This is a genomic window from uncultured Aquabacterium sp. (assembly GCF_947366995.1).
GTDB lineage: Bacteria > Pseudomonadota > Gammaproteobacteria > Burkholderiales > Burkholderiaceae_C > Aquabacterium.
Map to the genome: position 1 here is coordinate 1 of NZ_CANBCC010000033.1, position 19,113 is coordinate 19,113.

Annotated in this window: 10 protein-coding genes; 6 read left to right on the forward strand and 4 right to left on the reverse strand. The window is 68.3% G+C overall.

Features of this window, described 5'->3' with window-relative positions; genetic code table 11:
- Window positions 1-9,630 precede the first annotated feature (9,630 nt).
- From Q0Z44_RS10250 to Q0Z44_RS10275, 6 genes are read left to right on the forward strand one after another with little or no spacing between them, the layout of a single operon-like run.
- On the forward strand, window positions 9,631-11,292 hold the full coding sequence (locus tag Q0Z44_RS10250; protein ID WP_298012281.1) for a DUF2341 domain-containing protein: 1,662 nt from the start codon (window positions 9,631-9,633) through the stop codon (window positions 11,290-11,292).
- 11 nt (window positions 11,293-11,303) lie between these two features.
- Window positions 11,304-11,711, forward strand: coding sequence for a biopolymer transporter ExbD (locus Q0Z44_RS10255; RefSeq protein WP_298012283.1), 408 nt, complete (start codon window positions 11,304-11,306; stop codon window positions 11,709-11,711).
- 7 nt (window positions 11,712-11,718) lie between these two features.
- Window positions 11,719-12,120, forward strand: coding sequence for a biopolymer transporter ExbD (locus Q0Z44_RS10260; protein WP_298012284.1), 402 nt, complete (start codon window positions 11,719-11,721; stop codon window positions 12,118-12,120).
- A gap of 9 nt (window positions 12,121-12,129) precedes the next feature.
- Window positions 12,130-12,831 carry an energy transducer TonB gene (locus Q0Z44_RS10265; protein WP_298012286.1) on the forward strand — a complete coding sequence of 234 codons (702 nt, stop codon included), beginning with the start codon at window positions 12,130-12,132 and terminating at the stop codon, window positions 12,829-12,831.
- A gap of 12 nt (window positions 12,832-12,843) precedes the next feature.
- Entirely contained in the window at window positions 12,844-14,592 is a 1,749-nt protein-coding gene (locus Q0Z44_RS10270; protein ID WP_298012288.1) for a putative porin, read from the forward strand.
- Window positions 14,593-14,638: 46 nt separating this feature from the next.
- Window positions 14,639-15,253: a hypothetical protein gene (locus Q0Z44_RS10275; RefSeq protein ID WP_298012290.1), complete on the forward strand. Its 615-nt coding sequence runs from the start codon at window positions 14,639-14,641 to the stop codon at window positions 15,251-15,253.
- 15 nt (window positions 15,254-15,268) lie between these two features.
- On the opposite strand, the gene fabI is transcribed toward Q0Z44_RS10275, so the two are convergent.
- From fabI to Q0Z44_RS10295, 4 genes are all read right to left on the reverse strand, one after another.
- Entirely contained in the window at window positions 15,269-16,030 is a 762-nt protein-coding gene (gene fabI / locus Q0Z44_RS10280) for an enoyl-ACP reductase FabI (RefSeq protein ID WP_298012292.1), read from the reverse strand.
- 37 nt (window positions 16,031-16,067) lie between these two features.
- Window positions 16,068-17,144 (reverse strand): AI-2E family transporter, encoded by a 1,077-nt coding sequence (locus Q0Z44_RS10285; protein ID WP_298012295.1) that lies wholly within the window; start codon window positions 17,142-17,144, stop codon window positions 16,068-16,070.
- Window positions 17,145-17,361: 217 nt separating this feature from the next.
- Window positions 17,362-17,685: an H-NS histone family protein gene (locus Q0Z44_RS10290; RefSeq protein WP_179950644.1), complete on the reverse strand. Its 324-nt coding sequence runs from the start codon at window positions 17,683-17,685 to the stop codon at window positions 17,362-17,364.
- A gap of 145 nt (window positions 17,686-17,830) precedes the next feature.
- Window positions 17,831-18,943 (reverse strand): site-specific integrase, encoded by a 1,113-nt coding sequence (locus Q0Z44_RS10295; RefSeq protein ID WP_298012298.1) that lies wholly within the window; start codon window positions 18,941-18,943, stop codon window positions 17,831-17,833.
- Window positions 18,944-19,113: the final 170 nt, after the last annotated feature.

Consider the following 19,113-nt stretch of genomic DNA (forward strand, 5'->3'; position numbering starts at 1 on the left):
TTATCCGGTGACTGGAGTTCAGACGTGTGCTCTTCCGATCTCATCAGCCCGGGCCAGCTGAGTGGCGAGGCCGCCCCTTCTTCGCTGGCGTCGACCGCGACACAGCCGCGCGAGACGAGCTATGTGGAGGGCGCAGATGCCGGCTGGCTCAGCCTGAAGGGCAGCACGCTCTACATCGGCGCCGAGATCCAGGCCGGCGCCGTGGTGGGGCCGCTGCAGCTGTGGGGCAACCCCAGCGGAACGACGGTCTCGGCCGCGGACACGACGGTGCGCCTCAACACCAAGGTGTCGACCGAGCTGGGGCGGCTTGCCACACTCATCGACAAGCCACACCTGTATGCCGCTGTGCGGCCGCTCGGGGGGCGCGTCGACATCGAGAACACCCAGGGCTCGGTGCGGTTGCAGGCGGACACCGCGGGCGCCATGCCGACGCTGCCCGATGAGGATGGGGGTGCTGCGTCGAACTGGTTGGCCGGCTTGGCGACCGAGACCCGCGTGTCGGCCACCATGCTGCAGAACAGCGGGGCCTCGGCCGTGGCCCTGAAGGCGACCCACACCAGCGACACGGTGCCGCACGACGTGAACGTGGATGCCGACGTGAGACTGGATCTGGGCGCGTCGGGTTCGTTCCTGGCGGCAAGCCAGGGCGGCGGCACGGTGACGATGGCGGGGCAGGTGCGCGCTGCAGGCGGCACCATTGCGCTGGAAGCCGGTCAGGCCCGCGCCAGTGGCACCGGCGAAGGCAACGCCATTGGCGCTGGCCCGGGGAATGTCATTGTCGCGTCGACGGCCGTGCTGGATGTGTCGGGCGGGGCGAGTGCCCGCGGCGCCGAGGCCGATGGCGGGCAGATTGCGATCAAGGCCGGCCACAGCGTGTCGGTGGCCGGGGGGGCCTTGCTCAACGTGTCGGCCGCGCTGCTGCGTGGCGCGCCGTCGGGCACGGTGAAAGGCGAGGCCGGCGGCATCAACCTCCAGGTCAACACCGCCGTGCCGGCAGGCGTGCCGGAAGACACCGTCTCAGGAAAGTTGATCCTGGCGGGCACCTTGCGTGGCTTCGATTTCAACCGAGGCGGCAAGCTGGCGATCGGTGGCCTGCGGAGCCTCTGGATCGGTGAGCCGACGGCCCAGGTTCCGCAGGCACTGCAAAGCGGACTGCAGATCGCACCGACCTTCTTCTCCGAAGGCGGATTCGGCACGTTCACGCTTCAGACCAAGGGCGACATCGTGGTGGCGGACCACACCCGCATCGTGCCCAGGCTCGTCAACCTGAGCGAGCCGGTGAACTCGTCGCAGATCAATGTGGGCCGCGCCGGCCCGACGGGCACGGCGATGGCCGCAGAGACCGAGCGCGTGGTGCTGGACGATGCGCTGCGGCAGCCGGTTTCGATCACGCTGGATGCATCGGCCTTGAAGGCCGATGTGGCGATGTCGATCCAGCCAACCGGGTTGAACCGGGGGGGCAGCGTCACGCTGGGCGTGGGCGCGGTGATGGACGCCGGGCTCGGCGGCAGCCTCACGCTGCGTGGCAGCTACCGCGTGGACGTTCACGGTGCGCTGCTGGCGCGGGGCGGCGACGTGACGGTGGGACTCGGCACCGACACGGTGTTGCACCGGGTGGGCTCGTCGCCCACCAACGCGCTCGAACTCGACCCGGTGGGCTACCTGCCCGACCAGGCCGTTCAGCTGCACGACACCAGCCTGATCGACGTATCGGGTGCGGCCAGGGTGCGTGCCACCACGGTGGCCGGCCAGACGCGACTTGTCGGCGACGTGCTGGGCGGCGGCACGGTCAGCCTCAACCCGGATGCCCAACGCGGCTGGGTGCTGATGGACGAAGGGGCGGTCATCAACCTGAGCGGTGCACAGGCCGCGCTGCATACGGGGGTGTCGCGTCAGGCCACGACCGTGAGCGCCGCAGCGGGCACGCTCAACGTCTCCTCTCTGTATGGCTTCTACCTGGGCGGCACCCTGATCGCCCACCGCCCGGACGCCAGCGTGTCCGGCGGGCAGTTCAACGCGCGCTCGGTGGCAGGCAGCATCCGTGATTTCCAACTGCAGCCCGACACCGTGCCGGGCACGGCCTTCCCGGTGACGGCGCTGTCTGAGGTGGGGCGCATCCGCGTGGTGGGCGAGGGGCAGGCGGTTTCAACGGACGCCGCCGCGCGAACCTTTGGTGAGAGCCAGGTCTCGGCCTCGGGGCTGCTGGACAGCGGCTTTGATCGCCTGTCCTTCACGGCCAGCGAGCGGGTGGTGCTGGGGCGCGATGCCAACCTGGTCGCCAGACCGGCCGACCGCGCGGGCCATGTGCCACTGCGCTCGGTGGTGCTGGACGCGCCGGTCATCGCCGCAGAGGCCAGTGCTTCAGGCACGCCGAACGCCGTGACGGTACAGGCCCACCATGTCAGCATCGGCTCGGCCCGATCGGCCGACCCGGCGTTGGGCATGCAGCCGCCGGGCGCAGCCACGACGGGCACGGCCGCGCTGACGGTGAACGCAGGGCTGATCGACTGGTATGGCACACACGCCTTCCAAGGGTTCGCCAACGTCGCGTTGCGGGCCACGTTGTCTGCCAAGCACGAGGTGGGCGCGCGCCGCAATGGCGAGATCCGCCTCAACGGCCTGGGCGCTGGTACGACGCGGCCGACCGCGGCCCTGTTGTTCGATGGCCACCTCGAACTGCAGGCGGGCAACCTGTACGCCAGCACGCTGACCGATGCCCGGATCGAGGGTACCGCGACGTCCACCCTGCAGACCCTGAATCCCGAGAAGGGCTCCAGCAGCGCGTCGCCACTGTCTGCCCTGGGGCGCCTCACGCTGGACGCCGGCACGGTGAGCCACGCCGGCACGATCGACCAGCCGTTCGGCGACATCCGGATCACCGGAACCCAGGTGGCGCTGCAGGACGGCAGCCGGCTTTCCGTCAGCGGCGAGGGGCTGGTGGTGCCGGTGGGCTTCATGCTGAACGGGCAGCGCTGGCTGTATGGCACGAGCGAGGCCGGCGTTGCCTCTTCTGCGGATGCCAAGGCCGTGCTGGATCTGGTGGACCTGCACAAGGACGTCACGGTCGAATCGCCGAACCTGACGGTGGCGTCCAGCTCACGTATCCAGGCCCAGGCCGGTGGTGACCTGCTGGCGTGGGAGTTCGTGGAAGGCGTGGGCGGCACGAAGGACACCTTCAACCGCGCCGGCGTCTATGCCATTGTTCCGAGCCACACATACGAGTTTGCCCCCTACGACACACAGACGGCGCTGACTGCAGCGGCCAACGGGCAACCCCTGTCTGTCGGTGCGCAGGTCCGGATCACGAGTGCCAACGGGGCCCTGCCACCGGGCACCTACACGCTGTTGCCCGCACGCTATGGGATCCTGCCAGGCGCGGTGCTGGTGTCGGCCCGGACGCTGGCGTCGGACCAGCCGCTGGCGACCGGGCTGACACGACCCGATGGCAGTGTGCTGGTCTCGGGCGTCGAGACTGCCGTGGGCACCGACATCAACGGCGGCAACCGCCGCAACCTCGCGCTGCTGCTGGAGCCGGCTGCGACGGCGGCCGCGCAGTCGCGGGTCGACCGGGTGTCGATCAACGATTTCCTGAGCACGCAGGAGGGCACGCGACCTGCAACGGGCGGGCGCGTTTCCCTGCTCTCGACCCAGGCGTTCGACTGGACCGCCAGCTACCAGCTCAAGGGCGGCGAGCTCGATCTCAGCATGGGCCGTTCCCTGGTGGTGGGCCTGGCCGGCACCACCCGGCTGGAGGAGGGCGAAGTGCTGGTGTCGGCAGAGGCCTTGTCTCGCACAGAAGCCGACAGCATTCTGCTGGGGGGCCAGCGCGAGGAGGTGAAGGGCGAAACCGTCGTCACCGCCAAGGCCGAGCACATCCGGTTCGATGGCGATGTGTCGACCGGTGAGCTGATCGCGGTGGCCCAGCGCGGCATCGATGTGGCTCAAGGGGTGAGCCTCACCGTCGACGAGGACAAGCACGCCGACACGGACGTGCAGCGCGTGGTCCGTGTCCAGGGTGATGGGGCTACGCTGGCCGTCAGTCACAACAAGGGCCTGGACGTGCAGCGCGACCTCGCTTCGGTGGCGCCGGGTACCCCGCTGGCAGGCCAGCTGAGCATCGCCTCGTCCCCGGCCGCACCGAGTGCGCTGAAGGCGGCGCATGTGGTGATGGACGCGGCGGGTGCACTGTCGGTGAACCCGGACACGGCCATCCAGGCCCGGGCCATGAGCGTGGCCGCCGGGCAGATCGCCATCGGAGACACCACCGCAGACTCGGCCCTGGTGCTGGCCGGTGGCCTGCTGGAGAGCGTCAACGCCGCCGAGCGCGTGCAGCTGCGCAGCTACGGGGCCATGCAGTTTGCGGCGAATGCAAGCCTGGGCAGCGTGAAGACAGCCCAGTTGACACTCGATGCCCCCGCCCTCGTCGGCCAGGGGGGTGACATCACCGTGCGCGCCGGCGAGGTGGTGCTCCGCAACACCACCGGGCGCGCCGCGCCGACCGACCTGACCGGCGCCGGACGACTTCGCATCGAGGCCAACCCGGCCTTGTCGGATGTCCGAACGGGCGGCCTCATTGTGGGCGTCGGGCCGGTGCGCTTGGCGGCCGAGTCGGTGACGCTGGCGAGCCAGGGCGATCTGGTGTTCGATGGCCGCGGCAAGCAGACCAACACCCTGTCCTCACAGGGCGACCTGACGCTGAGTGCAGCACGGGTGACGGCCCTGTCGGGTGGAGCGCATCAGGCCCGGGCCGATGGCGTTCTGCGCGTGGAGAAGGCAGCGGGCTCGCGCACACTGGGTGAGACCGCCGGGTTGGGCGCGACGCTCGCCCTGTCCGGCACGCGGGTTGAACAGCAAGGCCGTGTCGAGGTGGCTTCGGGCAAACTGGAGATCGAAGGCCGCGGTGCGACCGACAGCGCCCGGACGGTGGTGCTGGGCGAGGGCTCCGTCACCCGTGCCGCGGGGACCGTCGTCCAGGCAGGCCGCACGTGGGCGGCCAGTTCGGCAGGCGGCGAGGTGCGCATCCGCGCGGCTTCGGGCGACATCGAGGTCTTGGGCCAGATCGATGTGTCTGCTGGTGGGGTACCCGTGTACGACGGCACCGGCAAGGTGGTGGGCTGGAAGACAGCCTCTGCTTCCGACAGCGCCAAGGCCGCCGGCACGATCGAACTCAGCGCACCCACCGAAAGCGGTCGCGTGGTGTTCGGCGCAGAGGCCTCCCTGCTGGGCCGGGCCAGCACCGACACGCTCAGCGGCCAGCTGGTTGTCGACGCGGGCCGTGTTGCCGAGGCGGCCCAGGCCAGCGCCGCGGCTGGCGTGCGCGGCACGCTGGACCGCCTGGCCGAGCTGAGCAACGAAGGGGGGCTGCACGGCGCGGTCACGGTCCGCTTGCGCGGCACTGAGGATCAGAGCCTCCACACGGCCATGAAGGCCGTGCGCACGCGCATTTCGGTGGACCAGCGCAGCCTCACACTGGGCCGTGACGCGCTCATCGATGCACGCGCGCCGCAAGGTGGGATGGTGCAATTGGCGGCGCGCGGCTTGACGCTCGAGGACGGCGCGCGCATCGAGGCGGCCTCCAGCCGCGACGGCGCTCAGGGCGGCGACGTCCTGCTCTCGGCCACCACGGGCGTGCGCATCGTGACGACGGTCGACGCTGACACGGGCGAAACCACCGTGAGCACGGAGTCGGATCCCGGCGTGCTGGACCTGCGTGCCGGCGCCACCGTGGATGCAGGAACCGGCCGCATCGTGCTGCGCGCCGAGCGGGACGACAACGAGCTCGCCGCAGCAATGGCCCTCGCAGCGGATGCCGCGGCACAAGCCGCCGACGGACGGGATCCAGTGCTGGATGCCGCGGCGCTGGCGCGCGGGCTCCGCATGGCGCCAGTGCAGGCGACCCTGAACGCACGCGAGGTGCTGGTGGAATCGGCCCGCGTGTACGAGCGCAATGACGATGGTGAGGCCTACACCGGCATCCGCACGGCGGCCAGCAGTGGCACGCTGCTGGGGCAGCGCGATCTGGCCACCCATGCAGCTGAGTTCCTGGCGGCGCGCGATGTGCTGATGGGCTCGCTGGGCCTGCTCGGTCGGGCACAGCTCCGTGCAGGCGTCGAAGTGCGTACGACGGGCGACTTCACGGTGTCGAACGACTGGAACCTCTGGCGTGCCGACCGGGCGGACGACCCCACCCTCGCACCGCTCATGCTGACCCTGCGCGCCGGCGGACACCTGCGCGTCAATGGCACGCTCAGTGACGGTTTCACCACCGCCGCCGCCACGGGCAGCGTCGCACCGGGCGATGCGGCGTCTTTCCGCCTCACCGCAGGGGCTGACCTGAGCGCATCCGATCTGCTCGCCGTGCAGCAGACCGCTGCCGAAGCCGACCTCACGGTGGCCGCCGGCAAGGTGGTGCGCACGACGACGGGCTCGATCGAGATGGCAGCGGCACGCGACGTGGTGCTGGCACCGGGAAGCGGCACCAATCCCGTCCAGGGTCTGGTGTACGTTGCAGGTCGCCCGGTCGAGTTGCAGGCCGACCAGGTAGCGGCCGCACCCGACGTGAACGCCCTGAGCTACACCGAGCGCGGTGGGCGGCTGGAGGTGCACGCAGGGCGTGACGTTCGCTCGGCCGCGCCGGTGCAACTGCCGAGCAACTGGCTGCTGCACGCGGGCGTGATGGCCGACGACGGCAGCGTGGGTCTCGGCGCGTGGGCCAGCTACCTCGCCGGCTTCCGGCAGGGGCTGGGCTCTTTTGGCGGGGGCAACGTGCATGTCTCGGCCGGGCGCGACATCCTCGACCTCGGGGTCGTGGCACCCACCTCGGCCCGCCACGTCCAGACGTGGACGACCAACACCGACGGAGACGCGGTGCTCGGCACGCCGGCACTGGACGTGCGCAACGGCGGTGACGTGACCGTGCAGGCGGCGGGCGACATCCGGGGCGGTGTCTACCTGCTGGGCCGCGGTGAGGGCCGGCTGGAAGCGGGCGGCGCGCTCACGACGGGCAGCAATGTCAAGGCCGACGTGCCTGCCCAGGGCGCCATCCTCGCCCTGATGGATGGCCACTGGTCGCTGCAGGCTCGCACCGGTCTGGAGATCGCCGCGGTCTACAACCCCACGGCGCTGTCTTCGCCCTCGACCACGCGGGTGCCCGCAGAAAGCGCGGCGTCCTTCTTCACGTACGGCAGCGACAGCGGCGTGCGGCTGTCCAGCGCCGCGGGCGATGTGGTGTGGAATGCCGAAGGCGCCTTCTCGTCTTTCGAGACGCTGGTGGGCACGCCCACCCGGCCCACCACGGTACAGGGCTACTTCAACTACCTGCATGGCAGTGGTCAACTCATGCCGGCCGCAGACCGCGTGACGCGGGCGCTGGCGGTGAGCAACCGCCTGGCGCAAGTGGCGCCGCCCACCGTGCAGGTCAGCGCCCTGGATGGGGCGGTCAAACTGCTGACTTCGGAGCTGTACGCACTGTGGCTTTTCCCGTCGGCCACGGGCAACCTGAGCGTCTATGCCGGACATGACCTGTCGATTCAAGGCGGCAGTCGCGGCGTGGTGATGCTGGACGGCGATCCGGGACGCTGGCCCAGCGTGAGCCGCCCTGCGCTGGAAACCGGCTGGACGGACGGCGTCTACGCCACCTTGCGCCCGGCAGAGCTTGGCCTGGCCGGGGAGAACCGCAAGCTGTCGGTCGACACGCTCTACAGCAGCACCCTGCACCAGAACGATGCCTTGCCTGCCACGCTGTATGCGGGCGGCAGCATCACCACCGACACGAGACTGACCGTGCCCAAGGCGGCGGTGGTGGAAGCCGGTGGCGACATCATGGACCTGAGCTTTGCCGGGCAGCATTTCCACGAGACCGACGTCACGCTGATCAAGGCGGGCGGCCGCATCGTGGGACGCGACAACACGCTTAGCGACCGCGACAGCGGCATGATCCAGCTGGCCGGGCCGGGTGAACTGCAGGTGGAAGCGGGGACCGACCTCGACCTCCGCACGGCAGGCGGCATCCAGACCATCGGCAACCTGCCGGGCAGCTACTACGGCATCTCGGCCTTCAACGTCGGCAACGCTGCCTTGCCGGACACCGGGGCCAGCGTGCGCGTCAGCGCGGGTATGAACCGACGTGTCGACGTGGACACCCTGATGCAACGCTACCTCGCGCAGGATCCGCAGGCACAGGTGGCGCTCGTGAACCACGTGCGCGGCGTGCTGGCCCTGCCCGCGAGCCAGATGCCCGACCTGAGCGGCCTTGTGGGCGCCGAGTTGCAGACGGCGCTGGCATCGGCCTTCCCGGCCGCGCTGCAGTACTACAGGCAGTTCAGCCAGGCTCACCAACTGAGCTTCGCCGAGGCAGTGGTCGACCGCGCGTTTGTGGCCCGCTACGTGGCCCCGGGCCAGGCGTACGCCGTCGCATGGGCAGCCCGTGCCAGCGCGCTCGGTCTCGACCCGGCCCGCACCGAGGGAACGGCCTTCCAGCAGTTCAAGGACGAAGTCCTGATAGGTGAGGTGCGCCGGCTGGGCCAGCAGGCGGTCGAACTGGCCGACTCGACCGACCCGGCCGAGAACCAGCGCCGCCAGGCACAACGCAACGCGCTGTGGGCCCAGGTCGATGAAGTCACCAGCCTCGCCGGCCTGGGGGCAGGCTTCCATTTCGATGGCGACATCAACCTCGCTTCGAGCAAGATCCACACCCTGGCAAATGGCAACCTGTTGTCGGGAGGCGCCGACCTCTTCGCGCCTGGTGGGCAGATTCTGGTGGGCTACTCGTCCTCGACGCCGACCGACCGGGACAACGCGGCCACGCGCGGCCTGGTGGCCTACAACGGCGGCAGCATCCGCGCGTTGGCCGATGCCGACTTCCAGGTCAACACCCAGAAGGCCTTTGTGGTCGGTGAAGGTGACCTCGTCCTGTACAGCCGGCGCGGAGCCATCGACTCCGGCCGCGGCTCGAACACGGACGTGACGGTGCCTGCGCCCGTACCGGTGGTCGATCCCCTCACGGGGGCGGTGGTGTTCCGCTCACCCGCCGTCACCACCGGCAGCGGCATCGGCCTGCTGAAGAAGGCGGACGGCACGTCCCGCGGCACCGTGGACCTCTTCGCGCCCATCGGCGGTGTGCTGGCGCTCGACACCTTCATCCGCAACGAGTCGGGTGGCGACATCCGCGTGGCCGGGCCGGTCAAGGGCGGCGACAACCTCAAGGGCAACGTCAAGGGCGGTGCGCCCACCGTCTCCCGTCCGTCGGTGAAGGTCGGCACGAAGATGCCCGGAGAGGTCACCTCGGGCGCCACGCAGATGGCCGAAGCCAGCCAGGCCGCGCGTCGCAAGGAAGCCAACGGCATCCTCACGGTGGAGTTGCTGAGCCTGGGCGATGACAGCGTGACCCGAAGCGGCGCGCCCCAGGCGGGCCCGGCCTCGCCCTGCCCACCGAACGAGCGCGACTGCGCGCGCTGACAACACGCGGCGCTCCCTCCGATGGTCCGATCTGCACCACCTGTCCAGGGGGGCGCTGGTCCGATCGGACCATCGGCTTTACCAAGGGGGACACACCCCCTTCTGACAATCGCTCACCTGTCCTGAACACCTGTTGCCATGAATGCCGTCCGGAAAGCTGTCTGCCTGATTGCCATGTTGTCTGCCTTCGCCAGTGCGCCTGCGCGTGCCTGGTGGGATACCGACTACAAACAGCGCACCCGTGTGACGCTGAACACGTCCAGCGATGGCGTGACCACGCAGGAGGCGCTCGCGGGCCCCGTCATTCCGGTGCGCCTGCATTCGGGCAACTTTGACTTTGTCGGTGCACGTGAAGATGGCAGCGACCTGCGCGTCGTCGCCGCAGACGACAAGACCCCGCTGAAGTTCTGGGTCGAGCGCTTCGATGGCGCCAATGAACTGGCCGTGCTGTGGGTGCAGCTGCCGAACGTGGCACCGGGCACGGACAAGAACGCCGTGTACGTGTACGCCGGCCACGACAAGGCGGCTGCCGAGACGACCTCGCCGAAGCTCTTCGACGCCGCCATGCGGGCCGTAGTCCCCTTCGGCGGCAAGGCCGGCGAAGAGCTCCTCAATGGCCTGCAGGCTGCCGGGCCGGTGGCGCAGGAAGCGAACGGTCTGATCGGTGCAGCGGCCCAGCTTCAGGGGCAGGCGCTGACCTGGAAAGGCGACACGCTGAAGGGCGAGCCGCAAGGGCCTCACAGCGTGAGCCTGTGGCTGAAGCCCGCCACGCTGGATGGCACGGTGTTCGAGCAGGGGGCGCTCAAGCTGGTTGTGGCGGGCGGATCGCTCAAGGCCACGCTCGGTACGGCGCAGGCCGCGGGCGGCACGCTGCCCGTGTCTTCGTGGGCGCACCTCGCCGTCACGGTGGGGGCGGGCAAGCTGACGCTGTATGTGAACGGCGCACAGGCGGCGCAAGCCGAGCTCGCGGGCGGGCAGGCGCCCATTGCCGGCGAGATCTCGGTCGGTGCCGGCCTGACCGGTCAGGTCGATCAGCTGGAGGTGGCCAACACCGTGCGCAGCAGCGACTGGGTGAAGTTCGCCCACGCGGCGCAGGGCGCCGAAGCCAAGCTGGTTCTGTCGGTGACGCAGACGCCCGAGACCGCCGAGTCCGAAGCGGAAGCCGGTGAGGCCGGCCACTTTGCCATCCTGGTCGACAACCTCACCACCGACGCCTGGGTCGTGATCGTGATCCTGGCCATCATGTTCGTCATCGCCATCTGGGTCATGTACGACAAGGCCGTGCTGGTGGGCCGGGCCGACAAGGACAACCGCCGCTTTCTGGCCGCGTTCCGCGACAGCAAGGACGTAATGTCCGTGGCGGCGCAAGGCATGCCGCACTCGCAGCTGGCGCGGCTGTACCAGGCTGGCCTGCGCGAGTTGCGCAAGCGGGATGTCGGTGCACCCGGCGCAGCGCCCCTGAGTGGCGCGTCGATCGACGCGGTGAAGGCCGCCATCGACGCCGACCTGGTGCGCGAGGGACACACCCTCAACAGCCGCATCGTGCTGCTCACCATCGCGATCTCTGGTGGGCCCTTTCTGGGGCTGCTGGGCACCGTCGTCGGCGTCATGATCACCTTTGCGGCCATCGCCGCAGCGGGTGACGTCAACGTAAACGCCATCGCCCCGGGCATTGCGGCCGCGCTGCTGGCGACGGTGGCAGGCCTCGGCGTCGCCATCCCGGCGCTGTTCGGCTACAACTACCTCGCGTCGCGCATCAAGTCGATCTCGGCCGACATGAGCATCTTTGTTGACGAGTTCGTGACGCGCGTGGCCGAAAACCACGGCGCACGCTGAGCGGGGCGGTCATGGCCGGTGACGTCAAAGGCGATCTGCAGGCGTACGACGACATCAACGTCACGCCCATGCTGGACCTGGCCTACGTGCTGCTCGTCGTCTTCATCATCATGACGACCGCTTCCGTGCAGGGCGTGAAGGTCGAGAGCCCGCAGACGCTGGCGGCCAACAACCTGGCCAAGCCGCAGACCAAGGGCATCACGATCACCGCCGACGGACAGGTGTACCTCGACGCCTACCCGGTGAGCCTGGAGGAGCTGCAGTCCACGCTGGCGCAGTACAAGGCCGCCAACCCCGCTCTGCCCGTGATCCTGAAGGCCGACGCCGCGGCGCAGTACGACAAGGTGATGGCGGTGCTCGAGATCGCGAAGCGCCTGGACATCACCGAAATCGGTCTGGCGACCAAACGGGCGCAGTGAGGGCCACATGCAGGTTCAGGACGACACCCGCCCCTACGACAGCATCAACGTCACGCCCATGCTCGACCTGGCGTACGTGCTGCTCGTCGTGTTCATCCTCATGACGACGGCGTCGGTGCAGGGCCTCACGGTCAACATGCCCAAGCCCAGCAACAAGCCGAGCACCGAGAAGCACGAGTTGAAGGTTGTGCAGGTGATGGCCGATGGCGCGTTGCTGCTCAACGGCGCGGCCATCAGCATGGCCGACCTGGAACGCCAGCTCACGGACGCCCGTGCACGCGACCCGAAGATGAGCGTCGCCATCAAGGGCGATGCACGCACGCACTACGCCAAGGTGGTGGCCGTGATCGACCTGTGCAACAAGCTCGAGGTGGGCATGGGCCTTGTCACTTCGCGCATCGGGACCTGAGGAAACGACATGGCCGAGCTGGCACTGAACCCGACTCCGGACGGTGGCGCTGCCGAGGGTGGCAAGCCACGCTGGCTGGCGCCTGCTGTCATCACCGTGTTGCTCGTCTGCGGTGCGGGATGGCTGTTTTCGACCCTGGGGGACAGCCCTGCCCCGCCCCGGCGCCAGACGGTGAAGATCGCGGTGCTGCCCGATACGCCGCCCCCCCCGCCTCCGCCCAAGGAAGAGAAGAAGCCCGAGCCCGACAAGCAGACGCAGCAGGCCGAGCCCGTGCCCATGCAGCAGCCCAAGCCAATGGAAGCGCCGCCTGAGCCGCAGCAGCTGAAGATGGACGGCCCGGCAGGCGATGGGCCCAGTGCCTTTGCCGCCGGCGCCGTTTCGCAGGACTACAAGGGCGGCGCCATCGGAAACGGTCCGGGCGGCGGCAACCGCATGCAGTTTGCGTTCTTCACCAACCGCCTGCTGCGCCACATCCAGACCGAGCTGGCCCGTCGCGCCGAACTCAAAGGCAGCGACTACCGCGTCAACGTGCGCGTCTGGCTGGCGGACGACGGCCAACTGCACCGCATCGAGCTGGCCTCGTCGTCCGGCGACCCGCAGACCGACCGCCTTCTGCAGGAGGCGTTGACCCGCCTGCCCGCCATCGATCAGGTTCCTTCCAATCTGCCTCAACCCCTGTCCATGCGCATCACCAACCGCGTGACAGGCTGACCTCCTCCCATCATGAAGTTCACCTCTGTTCCCGTTCGGCCCACCTTGATGGCGCTGTCCGTGCTGGCTGTTCTTGCGGCACCGTCGGCCCGGGCCGACCAGGCAGCCTCCATCGAAGCGGCGCGCCAGACCACGCTGAGCCTGATCGAAGTGCTGGTGGAATCCGGCGTGCTGACGCGGGACAAGGCCGATGCCATCCTCAAGCAGGCCGAGCAGCGGGCGGCTCAGGCCGTCGCAGCGAAACCGGCTGGCGCGGGCACCTTGCAGGCAACCCATGAGACCGGCGGCACCGGCACCGGCGCGCGCCCCGTGATACGGGTGCCCTACCTCAGTGAGGCGGCGCGCACCCAGCTGCGCAACGAGGTGCGAGAAGAAGTGCTGGCCCAGGCCCGACAGGAACGCTGGGGGGTGCCCAACGCACCGTCCTGGATCGACCGGGTGCGCATCGAGGGCGACATCCGCTACCGCTATCAGAAGGACCGCCCTTCCAGCGACAACACCCCGGCCGACGACTACGTGGCCGCGCTGTTCAGCGGCACCGGCGGCCTGACCCGTGCGGCGGATTTCATGGGCTACGAAGCCGTGACCATCGATGGCGCGGATTACGCGCTTGCGTCGGGCAACACGCAGAAGGCCCGCAGCCGCGAGCGGCTCCGTGCGCGCCTGGCGGTCTCGGCCAAGGTCAGCGACGAAGTCGGAGCCGGCTTCCGCCTGACCACCGGCAGCGCCACGGACCGCGTCTCCACCAACCAGACGCTGGGCCAGGACTTCAACAAGTACCAGGTGTTTCTCGACCGGGCTTTCCTGCGGCTGGATCCCAACGAGTACGTGACCCTGCAGGCGGGGCGCATTCCCAACCCGTGGTTCGGCACCGAAATGGTCTGGTCGGAAAACCTCAACTTCGAAGGCGTGGCGGCCAGCGCGCGGTGGTTCAACGAAGACCGCACCGCCGTTCCGTTCGCCACGGTGGGCTGGTTCCCGATTCGCGAGCAACGGCCGGGCGAGCGCGGCGGGCGATCCCTGATCGGCGCGCAGGTTGGCGCGCAGCTCGAGCCGACCTCACGCACCAAGGTCAAGCTGGGCCTGGCCTACTACCGCTACCAGAATCTGGAAGGCCGGGAAGACAACGGCTACTACGTCGAGTCCAACGGCGGCAGTGTGGCCGACCCGATCGTGTACGGACGCCACGAGTACGGCCGCAACCTGCGTCAGAAGGGCAACACCCTGTTTCAGACCAACCCGGCCGACCTGACGCCGGTCTGGGGCCTGGCCTACAAGTTCGAGCCGATGGTGTTGACCGCGTCGGCAGAGTTCATGCACTTTGCGCCCTTCAGCCTGATGGTGTCGGCCGAGTACGCGAAGAACCTGGGCTTCGATGCTGCTGACTTCCGCCGCCGCGCGGGCAGCGCCTTTGCCGGCGTCAACCCGGGTGGCAAGGACGACGGCTACATCATGAAGGCCGCCTTCGGCTGGCCCGAGGTGACCGACCTGGGCCACTGGCAGCTCACGACGTCGTACCGCCACATCGGCTCGGACGCGGTGCTCGACGCCTTCAACGACAGCGATCTCGGCCTTGGCGGCACCAACCTTGAGGGCTACACGCTCGGCTTCAACCTCGGGCTGGCCCGCCAGACGATGCTGGGCGTGCGCTACCTGGCAGGCCGCACGATCGACTCTCCGCTCAACAACCTGACCAACGCTCAGAGCAAGGCGAAGTACCAGGTCAACACGCTGCAGGTGGATCTCAATGTGCGCTTCTGATGTCCGTCGCCAAGCGGTATCTCACCCAAGGACCGCGCGACGCTGGTTGTGGCTCGGCCTGGCACTGGCCGTCGCGCTGCCGGTGCAGGCGCAGTCCGACCGGGAACGCGAGCAGATTCGCCGCCTGAGAGAGCAGCTGCGCCAGCAACAGCAGGTGCAGTCCGAGTTGCAGGCGGGGCAACAGGCTGCCCAGGCGGCAGCGGCCCGCCAGAAGAACGAGTTCGACAGCGCGCTGGCTGCAGCCCGAGCCGGTCAGAGCGCCGTGGCCCGCAAGCTGCAGGCCTTGCAGGACGAAGCCAACGGCTTGCGTGCAGACCGCGCACGGCTGGAGGGTGAGTTGCAGCAGGCCCGTGATGAGGTGACCCGCGTGAACGACGCCAGCCGCCAGGCCCGTTCTGCCGCACAACAGGCCGAGCAACGCGCCCAACAACAGCTCACCGCCCAAGGCCAGAGCCTGGCGTCCTGCCGCGCAGACAACGCCACCCTGGCGGCACTGGGCCACGAGCTGTTGGCCCGCTACGAGAACAAGGGCTTGCTCGATGTCTTCCAGGAAAACGAGCCCTTTGTGCAGGCAGGCCGCGTGACGCTGGAAAACGCCCAGGCCACCTACGCCGAGCGCCTGGCCAAGGCCCGCCAGCGCCCCGCATCCGACGCCCGCTGACCAGCCGCGCCGCCGTCACAGCACGTGAAAGCCGGCGTCCACAAACAGCGTGTTGCCTGTGATGGACTTGGCCGCGTCGCTGACCAGGAAAGTGCACAGCGCCCCGACATCGTCCAGGTCCACCAGCCGGCGCAACGGTGCCCGTGCAATGGCATCGGCCATCAACGCGTCGAAATCAGGGATACCGGAGGCCGCACGCGTGGCCAGCGGCCCGGGTGAGACCGCGTTGACGCGAATGCCTTTCGGGCCCAGTTCGCACGCCATGTAGCGCGTGCTGGCCTCCAGCGCGGCCTTCACCGGCCCCATCACGCCATAGCCCGGTATCACCTCTTCCGCGCCGACGTAGCTCATGGTGAGCAGGCTGCCTCCGTGCGCCATAAGCGGCTCCGCCAGGTGCGCCATGCGGGCAAATGAGTGGCACGAGATGTCCATCGCACGGGCGAAGCCTTCTCTGGATGCGTCGGTAACGCGGCCATGCAGGTCGGAGCGCGGCGCGAAGGCAATGGAGTGCAGCACGAAATCCAGGCGGCCCCACTGCGTCATGATCGCCTCGAACACGGCTTCCAGTTGCCCGGGCACTTCCACATCGAGCGGCATCAGAATCTGTGCGTCCACCGAACGGGCCAGCGGTTCGACGTACGGCCTGGCCTTGTCGTTGAACCAGGTCAGGGCCAGATCGGCGCCCGCCTCCCGAAAGGACCGTGCGGCACCCCACGCAATGCTGTGCTCGTTGGCCACGCCCACGACGAGGCCCTTCTTGCCTTGTAAAGAAAACATCTCACGCCCTTGCGATGCTGCGGTGCCGCAAATCCTCTCAGGTGTCGCGGCGCTCTGCAACGGGCATGTGAGGGGGCGTGGCGTCGCCGGTGGGTTCGACCGTTGCGGGCATCGGGTCGTGCAGCACCTCCTGCACGTAGAGCTTCTGCACCAGGATCATCGTCACCACCATCAACGGCGTGGCGAACACCACGCCAGCGACGCCGAACAGCAGCCCGAACACGACCACAGACAGCAGGCCCAGCACCGGGGGCAGCTCGACCGCGCGTCGCTGCACCACAGGCATCAACACATTGCCCTCGAACTGCTGGATCGCGATAGCGAGCAGGCCCACATACAGCGCTTTCTCGGGGCCTTCGGTGAAGGCAAACAGCACCGCCAGCAAGCCAGATGCGATGGGGCCGAAGTAGGGAACGAAGTCCATGAGCCCGGCGATCACGCCAATGGACAAGGCCATCGGCATGCCGAGTACGGCGAGACCGATGGCGGTGGCACAGCCCACAAAGAGCATCGAGATGCCCTGCCCCAGAAGCCAACGTTGCAGGCCCTCTGAGCTTGCCTCGAACGCGGCGGCCATGCGGGGGCGCAGCGCCTGCGGCACCAGTCTCAGCACGCCACGTCGGTACAGCTCCGGGTCCAGCGCAAGGTAGATGGCCAGGACCACCATCAGCGCTGCACTGCCCAGTGCGCCGAAGGTCAGACCGGCTGCGTTCACCACCGGCGCCCACGACACCGCATCGCCCTTCATGCCATTGCGCCACCATTGCAGCACGCTCTGCCCGAAGGTCTGTTGCCGCAACCAGGTGGTGGCCGCCTCGATGGCCGCGGGCAGGCGCTCGCGCAACCGCTCCATCTGCTCTGCGAACCGATCGCCCACCAGCCAGCCGCCAAACGCGAGTGCCAGCGTCACCAGCAGCAGGGTGACGACCACGGCGGTTCTTGGCGGTAACCCGAACAGGCGCTCGAGCCGCGTCGAACCCGCAAGCAGTGCGGTGGCCAGCACGGTGGCCCCGAAGGCGAGCACCAGCACATCGCTGAGCCGCCAGGCGAGCAGGATGACGCCGAGCGCGCCGATGACAAAGCCCACTTGCCGGGCGAACGTGCCCGTTACCATGGACGGAAAAGGAAGGAGGAAAGGCGTGTCATGCCCGGCCTAGAGCAGCCAGGATGCCTGCCCCCCGGAGACAGGGGGTAGCTGAACAGGCTCGGCGCTTGCTGCGCCGGCCGATACGGCAAATTGCCGCAATTGAACAAACTGCGGCAGTCGTTGCCGGCAATTTAGGGGCGCAATGCAATGCGCCCGGGCCCGGTGCAGATGACCGGGTCGAAACTCAGACCTTCAGGTCGTCCAGCGATTTGCCGGCGGCCAGCGCGGCCTGCACCCACTTCGGCTTCAGACCGCGGCCGCTCCAGGTGGCGCCGCTGTTCGGATCCTGGTATTTCGGGGCCACTTTCGAGCCCGCGCCTGCGCCGGTCTTGCCAGTTTTCACGGAAGCCAGGTCGGCCACGGTCAGGCCGTTGTCAGCCAGCATTTGGCGAATCTTGACGATGACGGCAGAGCGCTCGGCCTTTTTCGCTTCCTCGATCTGTTTCTCGAGTTCCTGTGCCTGACGCAGCAGATCGGCCTTCTTGGCGGACAGTTCTTGGTAATTCATACTCGTCTCCGGTGATGCAAAAGATATTCGCACGGATGATACACGGAACGGTGGTTTTGCGATGCGCCGCCCGCCTGCGCCCAGTGCCACCAACCGGCAGCCATAAAGAAATGTTCACGCTCCGCAATATTCGTTAGATTTCGCATCACGAATTGGCCGTGCGGGCGCCCCCTCCATGCACGCTGTGTGCCCTCTCCTCTATGGATTGCACCACCATGCCCAGCGCAGCTTCTGAATCCTCCAGATAGCGCTGCACCGACTCCAGCCGATGCAGCCCCAACTGAGCCTGCAGCAGATGGGGCGACACGCCCTCGGAGAGCGCCATTTGGATGTGGGCCCTCCGGAGGGATTGGATGCCTCCGGTGAAAAGCCAGTGCACGGGATCGGGCGATGCCTCGCCGAGGCGCTCCAGTATCCGGTAAGCCGTCGAGGCAGTAAGCGGACCGCCCTTCGCCGTGGATGGGAAAAGGACGTTGTCAGCGCCTCGCAGTGCGGCCGGCATGGTCGCCAGCCACCACTTCAGAAGAATCTGCGCACGCCACAGGCCGAGTTGTCGCGGCCCACCGTCGTTTCGTGGCGACGCGATCGTGCGGTGTTTTGCCGTGCGAGCGGTTTCGTCCCGGTGCACCACCAGCTGGGCGCGCACTCGGTCGATCTCGACAGAACCTTGCCGGAGCAGGCGGATTTCCTGAAAGCGCACGCCAATATCGAGCCCCATGGAAAGCATCACCAAGTCGCGCGCGATTTTCCACGAGGCCGCTGGCGTTTGCGGCACCTCGATGGCCGGGCCGGTGACGGGGAGCCGGGAAAGCACCTGCAACAGATCTGCGGGCAGTTGCGCAATCAGCGGCGCAATCAATCGGTCGACCTCACCGCGCGATATCCAGGCCGTTGCACCTCCCATCCATTCATGATCGACGTCGTTGCGAACGGCCGCTGCGGGGGGTCTTTCGGTTTGTCCTTCGATTACCACGAGCGCCCCGCCGCCGTGCGCCCAGTGCAGGCGGGTCAGCAAACGCGCATATCTGCGATGGGTGGCCGCTGACCACGGCCGGGGCCCTGTGCAGCGCTCGGCCAGAAACCCATTGATGGCCCGTTGGGGTTCGGCGAACATGTCGATGCCAGCGGAGTGCGCCCACTGCGCATAGGCGGACACCATGGTGCGGTAGACCGCCACAGCCTCGGCGGACAAGGTGTTGGGGCCTCGCGTGCGTGCGCGGCTGGTAGCCGCATAGGCCTGTGTGTGCAACACCGCCATGAGCGTTTCCACGGTGGACTGGACGGGCTGCACCACTGGGCGCGCGCCGGAGGCTTGGAACAGGCGAGCTGGCATCGATGGATTTCAACTAACCGTAGAGAGGCCACCACTCTAAATCAAACGCTACGCAAGCGCGAGCATCTTGACTAGGCCGGCCTTCTTTGCGGTTA